Origin of the sequence: Rhodococcus sp. T9N (assembly GCF_024436645.1) — a bacterium.
Lineage (GTDB): Bacteria > Actinomycetota > Actinomycetes > Mycobacteriales > Mycobacteriaceae > Rhodococcus_F > Rhodococcus_F qingshengii.
Map to the genome: position 1 here is coordinate 75,466 of NZ_JAMSKS010000014.1, position 17,062 is coordinate 92,527.

Genomic DNA, 17,062 nt, shown 5'->3' on the forward strand with positions numbered 1-17,062 from the left:
GTCAGTCGATCGGCGTCCGATTGTCGTCGACGAGGTGCGTAGCGGAGTCGGTCGCACGGGAGCGCTTCCAGATCATCCGAGCCAGTGCACCCAGCACGGACACGGCCAGGACAACGCCACCGCCGATGATGCCGGCCGACGAGTCCGGGAAGATGCCCTCGAGCAGCAGCCAGATACCGAAGACGAAGAACAGCACCGCGGCGCCGATCTTGATGAATCCGTCCGGAAGGTGCTTGCCCAGCACCGAGCCGACGATGATGGCGAGAGCGTCGGCCGCCACCATGCCTACCGTCGACCCGATCCAGACGCCGATCCAGTCGTTGTCGGTGGCAAGGGTGATGGTGGCGAGCATGGTCTTGTCGCCGAGTTCTGCCAGGAAGAAGGCCGAGGCGACGGCGATGAAGGCGGATCGCGTGACGCGACCGGCCTTGTTCTGCTCGTCGTCGGTGAGATCGTCACCGCGCAAGGTCCAGAGGCCGAAGATCAGGAAAGCGATACCGCCGACGATGGAAATCGCCGCGGTGGGGAGGGCGACGCCCAGGTAGTGGCCGACGGCGACCGAGACGAGGTGAACAAGGGTGGTGGCGACGGTGATTCCGCCGAGGACGACCCACCAGCGATAGCGCAAGGCAAACGTCATTGCCATCAGTTGCGACTTGTCACCGAGTTCTGCGACAAAAATGACGCCGAAACTCAAAAGTATTGCGGCAAGCAAGATTTACTCCTCCGGTCGGTGTAGGTCGGAGGAAAAATGCGAGCCTCCGGCCTGGGCAGGCGCAGTGGGTGCGCTTGTCCGGCCGAAGGTCTCGCCCACCGAGGCCACAGGACCTTCGGTTCGCCAGGCCGGGTGCTTCGCGATCCGCACCAGGCGGAGCGCGTCGAACCAGTATGTCGACACGGGCGATTGGGGGCTACTCCCCTTCGTTGCTGCCCACGTTAGCGCGCCTGAAACGAATTGGCAAAGCGCACAGCAAGTTTGGGAGTCCGAACTTATCGCTTACCGGGGCCGTCACGAGGCGAGGAGCATGGCCAAAACAGCGGTGTCGGGATCGCTGATCGGATCGATGCCGACACGACTGATCATGGAGACGACTGTGCCGTCCGGCTCAGCCTCGACCCACGCCGCACGATGCTCCAAACCCAGATAGGGAAGGCCTGGCAGCAGTACGCACCCCGACGCGCTGCCCTCGCATTCCGGCAGGCTGGGCGTGGTTTCCGACGGTGGGTGCAGCATGATCAGCGCCGGTGGCTGATGGTCGGAGAAACGGCCGGGTGTCAAGGCGAAATCGCCGAGTACCGGACCTTCGGCAACCACCAGACCGACGGTGCCCGGCTGCGGATCTTCGGGAACGTCTTCACGGACCCCGAAGACCGTCGTGGTCGGCAACAAACCTGGCATCGAGGCCACGCGGACAGCCAATGCGAGAAGCTGCGCCCACTCCTGGGTGGTGTCCGGCCAACGACCGGAAATGACGAACCCCTGCAAAGACCCAGCGGCTTGGAACGGAGAAATGCCTATTGCTTCGTTTCTGTTCATTTCTGTTCCTCCCTCGGTGCTGGGGCAAATCTCGGGCAGACGCGCATGCGTCGGTCCGGCACACCTCGTTGGGTAATCGAAATATGCACCCATTCGGTACTGGCACACAAGAGAGGGAGAGTGCCAGCCAGGTTTGCGCTGGTGAGGGCGGTGGTATGCGCAGACATGACTCTGTCGAAGAACCGTTCTCGGCTGGAAGACCTGGCAACGCAGGCGTGGATCTTCGGATATCCCCTGTTGATTGCTGCGGTATCGCGGGATGTCATGACGGCGGTGCCTTCGCCGGTGGCGATGAAAGCCCCGCTCAACCAGTTCGCATACGCGCGTACGACGCCGGATGCGACCTTCACCGATGTCGTCTCACCCAACGCGGACACTCTCTACTCGTCGGGGTGGCTGGACGTCTCGACGGAACCGCAGGTGCTCTCACTGCCGGACTTCGGCACGCGGTACTGGCTGGTCCCCATCCTCGACGCGTGGAGCGACGTGTTCACGGTTCCGGGATCTCGGACAGTCGGGCGGACCGGGGGACCGTACCTGGTGGCCGGGCCGAATTGGAAAGGCAACGTGCCCAAGGGTTTGACGCTGCTGCGGTCTCCGACGGCGATGAACTGGATAGTCGCCCGCTACGCGACGTCGGGGGGAACAGACCTGGCAGAAGTGCACAGCCTGCAGGACCGGACGCGACTCACTCCTCTGTCGGAGTGGACGGGTGACCCGCAGGACTACACGCCTGGTGAAATGCCGGTGAACCCTGCCGTCGACACGCGGACGCCGCCGGTGGACCAGGTGGCCGCCATGGACGGCGAGGCATTCTTCACCAGACTCGACGCACTTCTCGACGACAATCCTCCGCGTCCGGAGGACACCGAGATGATGAAACAACTGTCCGACATAGGAATCGGCTCCTCCTTGCCCTGGAGGTCGCGTCCGCAGGAGGTACGTGATGCCCTCGATAGAGCTGCGCGAACCGGTATGGACGTGCTGAGCGAGATCGCCGAAGAGGCCGAGGGCAGTCCGAAGAACGGCTGGACGATGCACCGCGGCTTGGGACACTACGGAACCCATTACGCTCAGCGGGCTCTGATCGTCTGGCTCGGTTTCGGGGCCAATCTCGACGCTGATGCCGTGTACCCGCATGCCACGACGGACGTCGACGGGAAGCCGCTGACCGGGGCGAAGAAGTACGTCCTGCACTTCGAGAAGGACGAGCTGCCACCGGTCGAGGGCTTCTGGTCGCTCACGATGATGAACGAGCGGCAGTTCTTCGTGGACAACCCGATCGACCGATACGCGATTGGCGATCGAAGCGATCTGGTGTTTGCCGACGACGGTTCCCTCGACATCTATCTTCAGCACGAATCCCCTGGTGGTGAGAAGGAGCGGAACTGGCTGCCGGCTCCGTCCGGCGACTTCAACGTCTTTCTGCGCCTGTACTGGCCGAAGGCTGCAGTGCTGTCGGGATCGTGGACTGCGCCCGGTATTCGAGAAGCAAGTATTCGAGAAGCAGGCTGAAAGTCCCCTCGCTTCGTACCCGAAGAGCACAACTCGGTATCAGCCGCGCGTTTCGATGGGCGGAAAGGTCACAAGAGTCATACGATCTGTCGGTACTGCCCTGTTTGAAGAGCTGTTGAATCGGTCAGAGACACCCGCTTGTTTCGGAGGCTACTGATGGTCACGCAGAATCCGTTCGTGCAGTACGGCAAAGAGATCTGGTGGATGATCCTGATCCGCGGAATCTTCGGCGTGATCTTCGGAATCATCGCGCTCGTGTGGCCGGGAATTACCGTGGTGGCCTTGGTTTTCCTGTTCGGTATCTACTCCATCGCCGACGGTTTGATCACGATAGTTCGCGCCATCCGGGACCGCGAGCATCTGAGCTCGTGGGGTTGGTGGGTGTTCACGGGCGTCGTCTCGGTCGGAGCCGGCATCGTCGCGCTGGTCTGGCCGGGCATCACTGCGCTGGTGCTGCTGTACATAATTGCCTTCTACGCCATCATGTTCGGAATCTTCGGAATTGTCGGCGCCTTCAAGATGAAGGCGCTGCCCGGATCCAGTTGGGGATGGTTGCTCGCCGCATCGGTGCTTGCTGTCATCTTCGGCATCATTCTTCTCATCGCGCCCGGCGAAGGCATCATCAGCCTCATCTGGTTGTTGGGTTGGTACGCAATCCTGTTCGGCCTCTTCATGATCGTGGGAGCATTCCAGATCAGGAGCCGGGCAAAGGAAGCCGGTGTTCTCTAAGAAGGGAAAGCCGGCCGTCGAGGCTCCCACTCCGATCCCCACGCTGTCCGGTAGCGAGAACTGGTCGATCCCGCGCGGTTTGATCGTCCTGCTCGGTATTGCCGCCACCGTGGTCGCCGTCGGCGGAATGAAGGTGTTCGGCGGCATCCTCGGACCGGTATTCCTGGCCCTGGTGCTGACGATTGCCGTTCAGCCCATTCAGGATTGGTCACAGCGCCGAGGGTGGCCCAAGTGGGTCGGGATGTTGGGCTCACTGGTCACCGTGTACCTGATTCTGCTCGGGTTGGCGGCGTCGTTGATCGTGTCGACGGCTCAGTTGGCGACGATCCTGCCGCAGTACTCCGAGGAGATGACCAACCTCCTCAACGAGGGCCGCGACAAGTTGGCCGACTTCGGAGTGAGCACCGAACAGATCCAAAGCACGCTCAGCAGTGTCGATCTCACGAAGGTTGTGGGTGTCCTCGAAAGCGGGCTGGAGGGCCTGCTCGGCATCCTGTCGGATCTGGTGTTCATTCTCGCGTTGTTGTTGTTCATGGCCTTCGACGGGATGAGCATCCGCTCGCGGTTGCATGTGCTGTCCGAGCAACGTCCAGAAATCTCCTACGCGCTCTCCACCTTTGCCGCCGGAACTCGCAAATACCTGGTGGTCTCGACGGTCTTCGGCCTCATCGTGGCGGTACTCGACGGTGGCGCGCTGTGGCTCATGGGCATTCAGCTGCCCGTCCTGTGGGCGTTGCTGTCCTTCATCACCAACTACATCCCCAACATCGGGTTCGTCATCGGCGTGATTCCACCGGCGCTCCTGGGACTGTTGCAGGGCGGGCCGTGGCTGATGCTGTGGGTGATCGTCGTCTACTCCGTCATCAACTTCGTGATCCAGTCCATCATCCAACCCAAGTTCGTCGGCGACGCCGTCGGACTGTCGGTGACGATGACGTTCCTCTCACTTGTCTTCTGGTCGTGGGTTCTCGGGGCGCTCGGAGCGCTGCTGGCGATCCCGCTCTCGTTGTTGGTGAAGGCCGTCCTGCTCGATATCGACCCAGCCACGCGCTGGGCCGACATCCTGATCAGTGGACCTCGGGACATGTCGAAGGAGGAACCAGAGGAGTCTGAGAAGCCAGCCACGCCCGCAGGCTAGGGCTCTCAGTGTTTCTACAAGTTGTTGCTTTATCGTCTCGCCCATGAGCGCCGAGAACACCACAGAAAACTCCCATCGCCGGCCGTCACGACTCGGTCGACGGCTGGCAGTCGGTGGTGTGGCCGCGATCGTCGCGGCTGCGGTGGCGGGGATCGGGTTCGTGATCTTCGCGGGCGGTGCCGACACCTCGAACACCGTCGCGATCGTGAACGCCGACGCGGGAACCACGCTCGACGGTAAGGAACTTCGGGCCGGCGACACGCTGGTGGACACGTTGGGCAAGAACGAAGACTTCGACTTCCAGGTGGTCGACAACCCCGGCGGGAGCTACTTCGCGACGCTGACCGTGCCGGAGGACTTCAGCGAAACCGTCGCGTCGATGTTCGGCATGGATCCACGGCAGGCGAGCGTCGACCTCGAGGTGAAGGGCTCGGATTCGGAGAAGTCGGCCGAGTTGACTCGGGCCGTGTCGGCGCAGGTCGGCGCGGACGGCATCAAGGGGCTGCTGGCTCAGACGTCGGCCGCCAGACGCTCGATCGATCAAAACCTCACCACCGCACAGATTCTGGTCGCCGGAACCAACGAGGCCGGAAAGTCCATCGATCAGGTGAAAGCAGGCGCAGGCACTCTGCTGCCGTACCTCGAGACCGCACGGTCCGGGGCGTTGGAGCTGATGAGCGTCGCGGATCAGGTGTCCGGTGTTGTCGATCAGGCGTCGGGGTCGGCGGAAGAGCTGGCCACGCGCGCGGACTCACTGGGCCTGACGCTTGGGGAGGCGTCGTCCTCGACCGCGGAACTGAAGACACGAATCGACACGCTGCAGACTGCGCTGAACGGCCTTCCTATCCCGCCTGACGTGACAGCGCAACTGGCCGGTGTGAGTTCGGATCTCGGTGCGCTGAATGCGCAATTGGGCACCGTTCCGGCGCTGTTGGGTGGCTCGGTCGGGCCCGATACGGAGCTCGGTGATCTAGTCCGCACCGCTGTCGGGCAGCTGCAAGGCGCGAGCGATCAACTGAGCAGTGCTGCCGGACAATTGAACGACGGCCTCATTCCCATCGCTGATCAGGCGCCGCAGATGCTCGGTGACGTGACCGATCAGATCACCCAGGGATTCACGACGCTGCAAGGAATCGCCAAGTCACTGGTCACGGGCCTCGACGGCGCAAAATCCGGTATTCCCGCGATGACCACCCCGCAGCAGGTTCAGCTGACCTCGGTGCTGTCGGATCCGGTGGCCGTGAATCAGACCACCGCGAGCAGCGGTGACTCCGGAACTCGCACACTGGCATTGGTCTTCGGAGCCACGACGGTCCTGCTCGGTGGTGCTCTGCTGACACGAACGGCGGCGCCCCTGGTGAGGCGCCGCCGTTCGCAAGAAGAGCGTGACTAGACGATCAGACCTGCGGTCTGGGTACGTGCACGGTCGAAGCGAGCCGAAACGTCGTTCCAGTTGACGATGTTCCAGAATGCCTTGACGTAGTCGCCCTTGACGTTCTGGTAGTCGAGGTAGAAAGCGTGCTCCCACATGTCGAGGAGCAGCAGCGGCGTGAGGCCGATGGAGATGTTGCCCTGCTGATCGTAGAGCTGGACGATGATCAGACGCTGTCCGATCGAGTCCCACGCGAGGATGGACCAGCCGGAGCCCTGGATGGCGTTGGCGTTCGCGGAGAAGTGAGCGCGGAAGAGATCGAACGAACCGAAGTTGTCGTCGATCGCTGCGGCGAGTTCACCTTCGGGCTTGTCGCCACCGTCAGCGCTGAGGTTGTTCCAGAAAACGGTGTGGTTGGTGTGGCCACCGAGGTGGAACGCCAGGTTCTTCTCGAGCAGGTTGGCCTGCGCTGCGATGGTGTCGTTCTCACGAGCCTCGGCCAGCTTCTCGAGTGCAGCGTTGGCACCGGCAACGTAAGCCGCGTGGTGCTTGTCGTGATGCAGCTCCATGATCTTGCCCGAGATGTGCGGCTCGAGGGCTGCGTAGTCGTAGGGGAGTTCCGGCAGCGTGTAAACAGACACGAGGGTCCCTTCTTTGCGGGCTGGTGAGCCCTGGTGCTTTAGAGTGCGTCGATCACCGGTCACGGCGTGACGTCACTCGCGTATGTGCAAATCATTCTTCGGGTTTCCACCCAATAACATTCGTACACCGTCCGCAACAGTCCGGCTCAGGTAGTAATCACCAAAGAATAAAGTTTGGGAAACCGAACTTGCCCCGATCTAAGGGTAAGCTAATATGCGCAAATTCGTCGTAAAGGTGAACGGAACCTTAAACTTGCGCGATGCCCGCACCAGTTTTCCTCCCGGAATCACCAGAGGCGGCCGCGCCTCGGGTGAATCTTCCGGGCGCTGACCTGCTGCGAGCCCTGGCGGTTGCCGCCGTGATCTACTCCCACATCTCTTTCTACGTCATCGACGATCTCGGCTCGGGTTGGTGGGTGATCGACGTCGTCTACGGCGTTTTGATCGAGCCTGCCGAACTCAACCAGCACCTCTCTTTTGTCGGCGTCGCAGTATTCATGATGCTTACCGGCGCTCTGGTGACGCGATCCGCGATTCGCGACGGCCCCGGAAAGTTCTTGACCAACCGATTCAGTCGACTGCTGCCCGCATTCTGGGTGGCGACCGCGATTGCCATTCTTCTGGTCCGCCTCGGAATCAACGGAATGTTCAGCGGTCAGGAAGGTATTTCCGATACCGAAGCGTTGATGAGCTTTTTTCTCGGCGGATTCTTTCTCAAGCCCGAGGTGGCAGTTCTGGGAGTGACCTGGACACTCACCGTCCAATTCCTCTTCTATCTCGCGTGCGTAGCGGCTCGCCCGATACTGCGGCTGCGACCGATCGTCATGCCGCTCGCCGGTGGTGCGCTGTGCTCGCTGGTGCTGCTCTACAACGTCTACGCGCCTCTGCCGTACACCGTGCCGATGCTGTCCAAGATCGCCGCGACGCTGCCGGCCGTCTTCCTCGGCCAGATCATGTACCTCGCGTGGGCGAAGCTCGCTCCCGGCCGCTGGGTGATCGCGGCCGTCCTCGTCCAGATGCACGTCATCATCGTGGCGACCCAGTTCCGCGTCTACTGGGCCGGTGAGCACTATCTGTGGACCATTTCGGTAGTCGCCGCAGCGGTAGTTCTCATCGGCCGCTACGACGGCGTCCCGACGCGCTGGCCGGTCGTGAAGTGGCTCTCGACGCGTAGTTACGTCATCTATCTCGTGCACACCCTGATCCTGTACCGCGTCGTCGAGAACACTGTTTTGTACGTCGGACCGACGCTGGCGTTTGCGCTCTTCCTTCTGGCCACGGCCGCGGTAGCAGAAATCGGCTACCGGTGGGTGGAGCTGCCCGGCGCCCGCGCGATCACGGCGTGGCGAAACAGTCGCTCGCGCGTAGCATCGAAGCATGAGCTGGTACGACGACATTCTGGGACGAGCGTCCGCAAAATCCACGCTGATCGCGCCTGAGGACGCACTCCCGGGCCGAGAGCAGAAAATGCCGGTTCCGACCGCGCACTACGTCAACGGGCATCCGTTGACGCCGCCGTTTCCGGCCGAACTGCAGACCGTCGTCGTAGGAATGGGTTGTTTCTGGGGCGCCGAGAAGGAGTTCTGGCAGCTTCCCGGCGTGTACACGACCGCTGCGGGTTATGCGGGCGGCTTCACGCCCAACCCGACGTACGAAGAGACGTGCTCCGGACGTACGGGTCACACCGAAGTCGTGCTGGTGGTCTTCGATCCCGCAGTGATCTCCTACGAGCAGATCCTGGCGCACTTCTGGGAGAACCACGATCCGACGCAGGGGATGCGTCAGGGTAACGACCAGGGCTCGCAGTACCGTTCGGCGATCTTCACGACGTCCGCGGAGCAGGAAGAAATCGCTCATGCGTCGGCCGTCGCTTTCGGTGAACGGCTTGCCGAAGCCGGATATGGAGCGATCACCACCGAAATCGGTCCGCTGCGCGACTTCTTCTACGCGGAGGATTACCACCAGCAGTATCTGGCGAAGAATCCCGGCGGTTACTGCCCGGTGCATGCCACGGGCGTCAGTTGCCCGGTCGGATTGCTCCGTCAGGATCAGGTTCCGGCGCAGACGGACATCCTTCCGCCGAGCGAATAACTGGACAGGTGTTGGAGGACACATGTGATTCAGCTCGTTAACACTTGCAACTAGATCGAAACAAAGGGAATCTCGATGTAAGAGTGTGTCGTCGAGAGAACTGAGCTCACAATGTCAGGTAGTACGCGAGGAACTGCGTCGCTGCTCCGACGCACCATTCATGTAGGCCACGATCCGATGGTTCGCCGCAGTGATCGGATCGAAGGGTTCATGTCCTTCGGTCTGATCATTTTCGCGATTCTTCTGCTGCCTCTCGCGGTATGGGCAGGGGCTGCGACTGCTTCGAGCCAGAACGCACTGATCGCCAAACAATCCGCCGAATTACACAGTATTTCGGCGACGACGACAGCAGATTCGACGCAGACCACCGCCTCGACAGCCGATTACATTGCGCCGACCACCGAAATGGCCAGCGCGCAGTGGAACTGGAACGGCCAGGTTCATACGGGTGATGTCACTGTCGACTCGGCGACGCCCGCCGGCACCGAGGTCCCCATCTACGTCAATGATCAGGGCGACAAGACCGTAGCTCCGATCACTCAGAGCGCTGCCGACGTCGCAGCCGTGGTGACCGGGGTTTTCACCTGGTTCAGCGTGATGTCGCTGCTGGTCATCGCTTTCATGCTGGTGCGCGTCTTTCTCGACCGTTCCCGCTCGGCCCAGTGGGACCGAGACCTACGCGCGTTCCTCGACGCGAACGCGCTGTAGATCCCGGCCCATTCTTTACTGCAGTTGGGGCATGACCTCGCTTGCGACGAGTTCGAGATGATCCAGATCGGCGAGATCGAGAGTCTGCAGATACACGCGCTGTGAACCGGCGTCGGCGAAAGTGCCGATCTTGTCGACCAGCTCCGAAGGTGTTCCGGCCAGACCGTTCTCACGTAGCTCGTCGACGTCGCGTCCGATAGCCTCGGCGCGCTTCTTGATCTCCGCCTCGTCGCGGCCGCAGCACAGGACGAGAGCGTTGGAGTACACCAATTCGTTCGGATCGCGCTCGTGCTCGACGCAAGCCTGACGAACCCGCGCAAAGATGTCCTTCGTTTCCTCGAGGGACTTGAACGGGATGTTGAACTCGTTTGCGAACCGAGCGGCGAGCGCCGGAGTCTTCTTCTTGCCCGTGCCACCGATCAGGATCGGCGGACCGTCGACCTGGTGCGGTTTGGGAAGCGCGGGAGAGTTCTTGATCTGCACGTGCTTACCGTCGTAGTCGAACGTGTCGCCGACCGTCGTACGCCACAGACCGGTCACGACGTCGAGAGTTTCCTCGAGCAGTTCGAAGCGATCCTTGAGCGCCGGGAACGGGATGCCGTACGCCTGGTGCTCTTCCTCGTACCAGCCGGCACCGATGCCGAGGTCTACGCGGCCACCACTCATCTGATCGACCTGTGCGACCGAGATGGCCAGCGGTCCGGCGTGACGGAACGTAGCCGACGTCACCAGAGTGCCGAGGCGGATGGTGGACGTTTCGCGGGCGATTCCGGCGAGCGTGATCCATGCGTCGGTGGGTCCGGGAAGACCGTCGGAATTCATGGCGAGATAGTGGTCCGAGCGGAAAAATGCGCCGTAGCCGAGTTTTTCGGCGGTCTGGGCAACAGTCAGTAGTTGTTCGTAGGTAGCGCCCTGCTGGGGTTCGGTGAATATACGCAGCTCCATGACTTCCACTCTGCCACTATTTCACTTGGTCGGGACGACGGCACCGACTTGTCCGGCGCCGAAACACAGGGTCGGTCCCGGTGTTGTCGGCGTGATCTTCACGCTGTTTCCGTGGCCGACCAGGCGCACGAACACCGAGTGCAAACCTTGGGTGACGGGTACGGATACTGCGTCGCCGGACTCCAACGCAACATCGATCGTTCCGTCGGCGCTGGCGAGGTAATTGAGCTGAACCGTCCATTCCCAGCCGGCCAGGGGGCCGTCGAGGGGGAGCTCGGTCGGGCCTTCGGCACGGGTGCCGCAGTTCGGCGCCGTTCCTTCGGGAATCCTTCTCGTCCAGGTCACTTCGGCATCGACGATCTGACCGCCGTCGTCGATGGTGCGCAGAATCGGAGTGCTGGAAGAGAATTCGGGGCGATCAGGCAGCGGCGCGAGAACGTTGCTTGCCAAATTGTTCGGAAAGGCGACGGGAAGGAGCACTTCGATCGCGACGGGTTGCTCGAGCAGTGGAGCATCCTGATTCTGTGACAACGACATTCGCGCGTTCGCGAGGTAGTCGCGGGTCGGGTTCTCGCGCCAGATGTCGACGAACGTGACGGTCGAGACGAGCGAACTGATCACGAAGAGCACTGACAGGCCGGCGGCGACTGCGACGGGCAAACGGGCCGGACGTCGCCGAGGCGCAGCGAGAATAAGAGCGGCGGCGAGGGCGAACACCGTCGCCGAATCCGTGAAGTAACGCAAGGTCTGCGCCAACTCGTAAGTGGTGTCGGCGTCGGATCGGGTAGCGGTCATCGCCACCACGGAGGCCAGGAAGTACAGCGCCGCGGCAGCCCAGATCCAGGCAGCGCCGCGTCGGGCACGCACTGTCATCACGGCCGTCGTCAGCAGCGCGACCCAGGCTGCGACCACCAAAAGCGTCGGCGGATCGGCCCAGGCGGGGCTGGGGATCCACCGCTCCCAGCGCCAGGGGCCGCCGAGAAGAGTGGGAAGCATCCCCAAAGACGTTCCGTGATGCAGCAGTTCGGTGGACATCGAACGGCCGTATCCGGTGATCGGAGATTCGACAGTTGTCAGATACACCGGAATCCAGATCGCGAGCACGGCGGCGCAGGCCGTCCACAGGCGTCGGCACTTCGTGACCGCACTTCGTATCGGCGTTCCTTCACCTTGTGTGCGCAAGTACAGCACCAGAAAAGCGAGTGCGACGAACGGAACGAGCACTGCTTTCTCGAAGAACAGCAAGGAGATGACAAAAACCGCGGTGCCCGAGAACACGTAGCGCACCTGCCCGGTGCGGTACAGCTTGATCGCGTCGCCGCATGCCCAGGCCAGCGCGATCTGGAGCGGCAATGCATTGAGCGCGGCTGCCCACCACGAGAACGCCGGAAGTGTCAGCGGGACGAACAGATACAGGATCAACGGAATCAACAGTGCCGGTCGCCGGCCGAGGACCAACCGAAGAGTGCGCAGAAGCGCCAACGACGCGGCGGCCTGACCGATGACGAGCAGCGTTGCCGACAGCGCCCAGTTGTACGGCGCGAAACGGGCGATCAACCCGGTGAAGAAGAAGGCCGCGGGCATGAAGTGACCGTCGTGGTCGTAGAGCAGGAGTTCGCTCGAGAAGAGTGGGAAGCGTCCTCCGCGGCCCATCAGGATGAGGTCGTCCCAGTAGAAGTAATTGCTCGCGGCAACCCAGATGCGAATGACGAGCTGACATCCGATCAACACGAACGCGAGCTGCGTGACCCGTCTCGGGGTGAACGTCAGAGTTGGCTCGGGCTGTGGAGAAGTCATCGACGGTCATGCTTCCAGGTGTGTCAAAAACCGACTTCTCATAAAAAGGGGATACCGGTCTTTTCTGTCTTTTCGGGAGCATTTTCTGAATGGATTGTGAACTTTGCCGGGATAAATGACGTCGACGCCCGAAAGTTCACTGACCTGCGGTGTCAAATTCATCCTCGAGCCTGTGCATCGTTCGCTAACACCTGTCAGCAAATTCTCAGGGTCTTGCCCGTGACCTGTGGATAAAGCCCGATTCATTCATCCAGAACTGTGGATGAACCTGTGGAAACTGTGGATAACTCGAGTTTTTAAGTGGCGGAGGTCACATTATTCGAACAATGCAGGTGAACGCGGTGGAGGTTCGATCACAAATCGGGAGTGAATCCATTTGCTGCCGTTACCGATACGGCGTGACAGAATCGAAGTTGTGAGTGTCGTTCAGGTCTGCGCCCGGTGCGCCGCACGCTGGCCTGTCGTCGGCGGCCCGACGCAGTGGTGCCCGCGCTGCAGCGGCGTCCTGCTGATCCCCACCCGCACCGAGATCTACCAACCGCCCAACCGCCGTGGCTTCCGCTGGATCGCGCGCTCCCCGTCCGACCCCCGCGGCGTGGGGGACGCACCAGTGCGTCGTAGCTTCTCCACTCCGCGCTACGACGCTGTCCCGCAGTGGGGACTCCAGGACGTCGTCGATACCTCACCGGTGCCGCCCTCGCGAGCGGACCGGATGGCCGACCGAGTCGGGCCGTTGCTGACGCTCGCAACGATCCTCTACGGACTGGCGGTGTTCGCCGAACTGGGCAGATACGCGATCCTGGTCCGCAACCGCACCAGGCTGATCCCGCAGCCGCTGCTCACGGTCTCCGACGCCGCCGTGTACTTCACTCAGTTGGGTGGACTGCTGATCTCGGTCTTCGCGGCAATCGCCGCTGTGTGCTGGCTGCTTCGTCGGCGTCGTGAACACTTCGCAGGTGCCCGGGAATCCGATCCACGCACAGCGTCGGAAGTTGTCGTCGGCTGCGCTGTGCCGATCCTCAACCTGGTGATGCCGGCCGTTTATCTCTTCGAGTTGGTCCGCCGCGATCCGCGCGGAACCCTGCTGGTCAAGATCTGGTGGGGCTTCTGGGCATTCAGCGCTCTGCTGCTGGTGGTCAACGCGTACTGGCGATCACGCCCGGGGATTCAGGCAATGGCCGACGGGGTTCTGCTGAACGCTTTCATCGCACTGATCGCTGCCGTCACCGCGGCGTTGACACTCGTCGTGATCCGCCGGATCGAGCGCAAGAGCTGGCGCGGTGAACCGGAATCGGAAACCCGGTGGGTGCCAGTTCCGCGCTCGGTGCTGGAAGAGAAGACGGTGCTGGACGAGAAGACGGTGCTGGAAGAGAAGGAGACCGCTGCCCTGTGAGCCCAGATCGTCGAGGTCCACTCGTCGTTGCGCACCGAGGTGCGTCGGCTGCGCGGCCGGAGCACACCCTCGCCGCCTACGAACTGGCCCTCGAGGAGGGTGCCGACGGGCTCGAATGCGACGTCCGGCTCACCCGCGACGGACACCTGGTCTGCGTTCACGACCGCAAGGTCGACCGCACCTCCAGCGGGACGGGAATCGTCAGCGAGATGACGCTCGATTCGCTGACCGCTCTGGACTACGGGTCGACGAGCGAACCGGCCGAACTGCTGACTCTCTCCGACCTCATCACCCTCGCTCTGGATTTTGCGCGCCCGGTGAAGCTGTTCATCGAGACCAAGCACCCCGTGAGGTTCGGCGGATTGGTCGAAGCCAAACTCCTGGCGGAACTGCACCGCTTCGGGATCGCGTCACCGCCGTCGGCCGATCACTCGCGCGCTGTCGTCATGTCTTTCTCGGCGAGTGCGGTCTGGCGAGTGCGTCGTTCGGCGCCGCTGCTGCCGACGGTCCTGCTCGGTGACGCGTCGCGGTACCTCGGCGGCGGTGCGTCGACGGCTGTGGGCGCTACGGCGATCGGGCCGTCGATCAAGGCGCTGCGCGAACATCCCGATCTGGTCGATCGGGCCGCCGCTGCGGGTCGCGCGACGTACTGCTGGACCGTCGACGACAAGGCGGATGTGGACCTGTGTCGTGAGCTCGGGGTCAGTTGGGTTGCCACCAACCATCCCGGGCGCACGAAGCAATGGCTGGGCAGCGTGTAGATTTTGCCCTCGTGGCCAAGAAGAGCAAAAGAAACAGTGGACCGAAGCAGGGCAGCGCACGCGCAGAGAAGCTGGCGGCACGCCAAGCAGAGCGTGAAGCCGCTGCCGGCGTAGTCAGCCGCCCGTTCGAGGGCCTTGCCGCCGAGTGCGATCTGGTCGCGCTGCGTGAATTCGTTCCGTCCGCCACGGCTCCGTTGCCGGTCATCGGCTCCGACCGTCCCGTCACGTTGGCAACGGTCCTCCCCGGCGCTGTTGCCGCACTCGTCCGCGACGAGGGCGAGACGGCCACTGGATTTGTCGGTGTCCAGGTTCAGGCGCACTCGGCCGACCTCGGCGCAGACCTCGCCGCTTCGGTGAACTGGATCAAGGACGCGGCCCCCGGCGACGCGCTTTCTGCCGCGAACCCCGATTCCGAGACCCCCGCAGTCACCGCTGTCGTCGATCCCTCGGCCCTGCTCGACATCACCGTGCACCAGAACTTCAACTGGTGGATCCCCGAGGGCGTCGAAACCGATCCCGAGGTTGCCGCCACCGTGCAGCACGCCAACTCGGCGATCATGCCCTCTGCACGCCTCGAAGGCGACGGCCTCGTTGCCGCGTGGTGGGTCGACGCCGGCGAGAAGGCGCACCTGCGTTGGGTTCGTCCCGAGAGCGAAGACGACCTGATGCTCGCGCTGGCGCGCGTGCACGCGACCGGTGGACTGCATCTGGGTGAGGGCTCGCGCTACGCAGGCTCGTTCCGCACCCACGGCCTGTTGGTTCCCGTCTTCGATCTCGACCGCGAAAAGCATGCAAACGAGTGGGTAGCGGCAACCGTCGAGCTCGGTGAGCGTCTTGCCGAGGCTCTGGCCGTCGATGCTCCGCTGACCTCGGCCGAGCTTCGCTCGCGCGACGGACTTCGTGGTCGTCAGGTCACGCTGCGCTGATTTTTTCGCCCGAACTATAGGCGTTACGCGAAGTTACGGTTAATGTTGGTGACATGACCTTGTCGCATGACATCTCCGGTAGTGGTCCCACGCTTGTGCTCGTCCATGGCATCGTCCATCGACGGCAGGCGTGGGATTCGCTTTTGGACCAGCTGACGCCGTACCGCCGCGTCGTCACCGTCGACCTGCCGGGTCACGGAGAGTCGCTGCTGCCCGAACTCGGTCCGGACGTCATGGGACAGCTGATCGACGATGTCAGTGAGTTCGTCAAGGAAGTGACGCCGGCGGGGGAGCGTGCCCACGTCGCGGGAAACTCCCTCGGCGGCTGGATTGCCCTCTCGCTGGCAGCGCGCGGAGATGTCGCGTCGGCGACAGCTCTTTCGCCGGCCGGGTTCTTTGTCAATCACCTCGATCAGGTGCGAGCGATCAACACGTTCCGTGCACTGCGCGGCACGGCCAAGCTCATGGGTGACGGATTGCCACGCGCATTGCGGTACAAGCTGATTCGCTATCCGGCGCTCGCCGCGTTCTTCGCTCATCCGAGTCATGTCGGTTATGCAGCGGCGTTGGCCGACTGCCGTTCGCTCGTGTCGAACGAACTCGTCGATCTCGGTCTCGAGATGGACTTCGCGCTGCCGCCCATCGTGGATCCCACTGTGCCGGTGACGGTTGCGTGGGGTCGACGCGATCTCATCCTGCCCGTGTATCAGGCGCAGCGCGTGAAAAAGCCGTTCCCGCAGGCAAAGTTGATGGTTCTGCCCGGCCTGGGGCACGTACCGATGACAGATGCCCCCGAGCTGATCAGTTCGATCCTGCTGGCAGGAAGCGAACCGTTCGGCTCGAGGGCAAAATCCGTGAGTGCTGCAGGCTAGATGGTTCCGCCGGCTGCGCTCGGTGCACCGGTGGTGTCACCGACGGTGCTCATCTCGCGGGACACGAAGTCTTCGAGGTCGAACAGGTTGGCGCCTGCGCGGTCCGCGATGGTGAGAAGTGTTGTCATGCTTGCAACTTCCTCGACCTGCTCCTTGAGGAACCACTGCATGAACTGCTCGCCGAGGTAGTCGCCTTCTTCGCGGGCAGTGCTCGCGAGCTGGACGATCTGCTCGGTGACCGTCTTCTCCTGCGTCAGCGCGAGAGCGATGGGCTCGCGGGCATCCTTGAAGTCGGCCTTCGCGGCGTCGACGCCGGTGAGTTCGACATTGATGTCGCGATCGAGGAAATACTGAACGATCATCATGGCGTGGTTACGCTCTTCCACAGCCTGCTTGTAGAAGTGCTTTGCCAGCTGTGGCAGATCCGCATTGTCGAAGTAAACCGCTGTCGCGATGTACTGATGCGAAGCGTTGAACTCGTTGCGAATCTGGTCTCGGAGTAGTGCGTGGAATTTGGTCATGTGAGTCTCCCCAGAAGTCATGAATTCCAAGATAGTGCAGGTCAGAGGCCCTGTCATCCCAGTATGACCTTATTGTGGTAAGCGTTCCCAAACTAAAGAAGGCCTAATTTTTCTTC

Annotated in this window: 17 protein-coding genes; 11 read left to right on the forward strand and 6 right to left on the reverse strand. The window is 62.3% G+C overall.

Going from position 1 to position 17,062, the window contains the following annotated elements:
• Position 1: 1 nt before the first annotated feature.
• Together M1L53_RS21825 and M1L53_RS21830 are read right to left on the reverse strand one after the other, a co-directional pair.
• A complete protein-coding gene (locus M1L53_RS21825; protein WP_007735982.1) occupies positions 2-715 on the reverse strand; it encodes a TMEM165/GDT1 family protein in 714 nt (237 codons plus the stop codon).
• Between the two features lie 294 nt (positions 716-1,009).
• Positions 1,010-1,537 carry a hypothetical protein gene (locus tag M1L53_RS21830; RefSeq protein WP_003944138.1) on the reverse strand — a complete coding sequence of 176 codons (528 nt, stop codon included), beginning with the start codon at positions 1,535-1,537 and terminating at the stop codon, positions 1,010-1,012.
• A 165-nt stretch (positions 1,538-1,702) separates the two neighbouring features.
• Between M1L53_RS21830 and M1L53_RS21835 the strand changes: the two genes are divergently transcribed.
• The 4 genes from M1L53_RS21835 to M1L53_RS21850 all read left to right on the forward strand — a co-directional run bounded on the left by M1L53_RS21835 (position 1,703) and on the right by M1L53_RS21850 (position 6,312).
• Entirely contained in the window at positions 1,703-3,052 is a 1,350-nt protein-coding gene (locus M1L53_RS21835; RefSeq protein ID WP_003944160.1) for a DUF1254 domain-containing protein, read from the forward strand.
• 156 nt (positions 3,053-3,208) lie between these two features.
• Complete coding sequence (locus M1L53_RS21840) at positions 3,209-3,781, forward strand: HdeD family acid-resistance protein (protein WP_003944155.1); 573 nt, start codon at positions 3,209-3,211, stop codon at positions 3,779-3,781.
• A complete protein-coding gene (locus tag M1L53_RS21845; RefSeq protein WP_054188673.1) occupies positions 3,771-4,919 on the forward strand; it encodes an AI-2E family transporter in 1,149 nt (382 codons plus the stop codon). The genes M1L53_RS21840 and M1L53_RS21845 overlap by 11 nt, the downstream gene beginning before the upstream one ends.
• 43 nt (positions 4,920-4,962) lie before the next feature.
• Entirely contained in the window at positions 4,963-6,312 is a 1,350-nt protein-coding gene (locus M1L53_RS21850) for a hypothetical protein (protein WP_054188672.1), read from the forward strand.
• Here the strand turns inward: M1L53_RS21850 and M1L53_RS21855 are convergent.
• Positions 6,309-6,932: a superoxide dismutase gene (locus M1L53_RS21855; protein ID WP_003944189.1), complete on the reverse strand. Its 624-nt coding sequence runs from the start codon at positions 6,930-6,932 to the stop codon at positions 6,309-6,311. The two genes, M1L53_RS21850 and M1L53_RS21855, sit on opposite strands and share 4 nt — an antisense overlap.
• A gap of 260 nt (positions 6,933-7,192) precedes the next feature.
• Between M1L53_RS21855 and M1L53_RS21860 the strand changes: the two genes are divergently transcribed.
• The 3 genes from M1L53_RS21860 (at position 7,193) to M1L53_RS21870 (ending at position 9,731) form a co-directional block, all read left to right on the forward strand.
• Positions 7,193-8,371 carry an acyltransferase gene (locus M1L53_RS21860; protein ID WP_185744479.1) on the forward strand — a complete coding sequence of 393 codons (1,179 nt, stop codon included), beginning with the start codon at positions 7,193-7,195 and terminating at the stop codon, positions 8,369-8,371.
• Positions 8,310-9,023, forward strand: a complete 714-nt coding sequence (gene msrA / locus M1L53_RS21865; protein WP_020905733.1) for a peptide-methionine (S)-S-oxide reductase MsrA — start codon at positions 8,310-8,312, stop codon at positions 9,021-9,023. The genes M1L53_RS21860 and msrA overlap by 62 nt, the downstream gene beginning before the upstream one ends.
• Positions 9,024-9,134: 111 nt before the next feature.
• Positions 9,135-9,731 (forward strand): hypothetical protein, encoded by a 597-nt coding sequence (locus M1L53_RS21870; protein ID WP_223304488.1) that lies wholly within the window; start codon positions 9,135-9,137, stop codon positions 9,729-9,731.
• A gap of 15 nt (positions 9,732-9,746) precedes the next feature.
• Here the strand turns inward: M1L53_RS21870 and M1L53_RS21875 are convergent, their stop codons facing one another.
• Both M1L53_RS21875 and M1L53_RS21880 read right to left on the reverse strand, forming a co-directional pair.
• Entirely contained in the window at positions 9,747-10,676 is a 930-nt protein-coding gene (locus M1L53_RS21875; protein ID WP_003944174.1) for an LLM class F420-dependent oxidoreductase, read from the reverse strand.
• A 21-nt stretch (positions 10,677-10,697) separates the two neighbouring features.
• On the reverse strand, positions 10,698-12,473 hold the full coding sequence (locus M1L53_RS21880) for a hypothetical protein (RefSeq protein ID WP_054188670.1): 1,776 nt from the start codon (positions 12,471-12,473) through the stop codon (positions 10,698-10,700).
• 415 nt (positions 12,474-12,888) lie between these two features.
• Here M1L53_RS21880 and M1L53_RS21885 point away from each other — a divergent pair, with 415 nt between their 5' ends.
• Genes M1L53_RS21885 through M1L53_RS21900 form a run of 4 tightly spaced genes read left to right on the forward strand, consistent with a single transcriptional unit; the run spans position 12,889 to position 16,425 of the window.
• Complete coding sequence (locus M1L53_RS21885) at positions 12,889-13,866, forward strand: DUF4328 domain-containing protein (protein WP_054188669.1); 978 nt, start codon at positions 12,889-12,891, stop codon at positions 13,864-13,866.
• Entirely contained in the window at positions 13,863-14,627 is a 765-nt protein-coding gene (locus M1L53_RS21890) for a glycerophosphodiester phosphodiesterase (RefSeq protein WP_042920594.1), read from the forward strand. Before M1L53_RS21885 ends, M1L53_RS21890 begins: the two co-directional genes overlap by 4 nt.
• A gap of 11 nt (positions 14,628-14,638) precedes the next feature.
• Positions 14,639-15,553 carry a DUF5926 family protein gene (locus tag M1L53_RS21895; RefSeq protein ID WP_003944127.1) on the forward strand — a complete coding sequence of 305 codons (915 nt, stop codon included), beginning with the start codon at positions 14,639-14,641 and terminating at the stop codon, positions 15,551-15,553.
• Positions 15,554-15,606: 53 nt separating this feature from the next.
• Entirely contained in the window at positions 15,607-16,425 is an 819-nt protein-coding gene (locus M1L53_RS21900) for an alpha/beta fold hydrolase (protein ID WP_054188668.1), read from the forward strand.
• Here the strand turns inward: M1L53_RS21900 and M1L53_RS21905 are convergent.
• Entirely contained in the window at positions 16,422-16,967 is a 546-nt protein-coding gene (locus tag M1L53_RS21905; protein WP_030535839.1) for a ferritin, read from the reverse strand. The two genes, M1L53_RS21900 and M1L53_RS21905, sit on opposite strands and share 4 nt — an antisense overlap.
• Positions 16,968-17,062 lie beyond the last annotated feature (95 nt).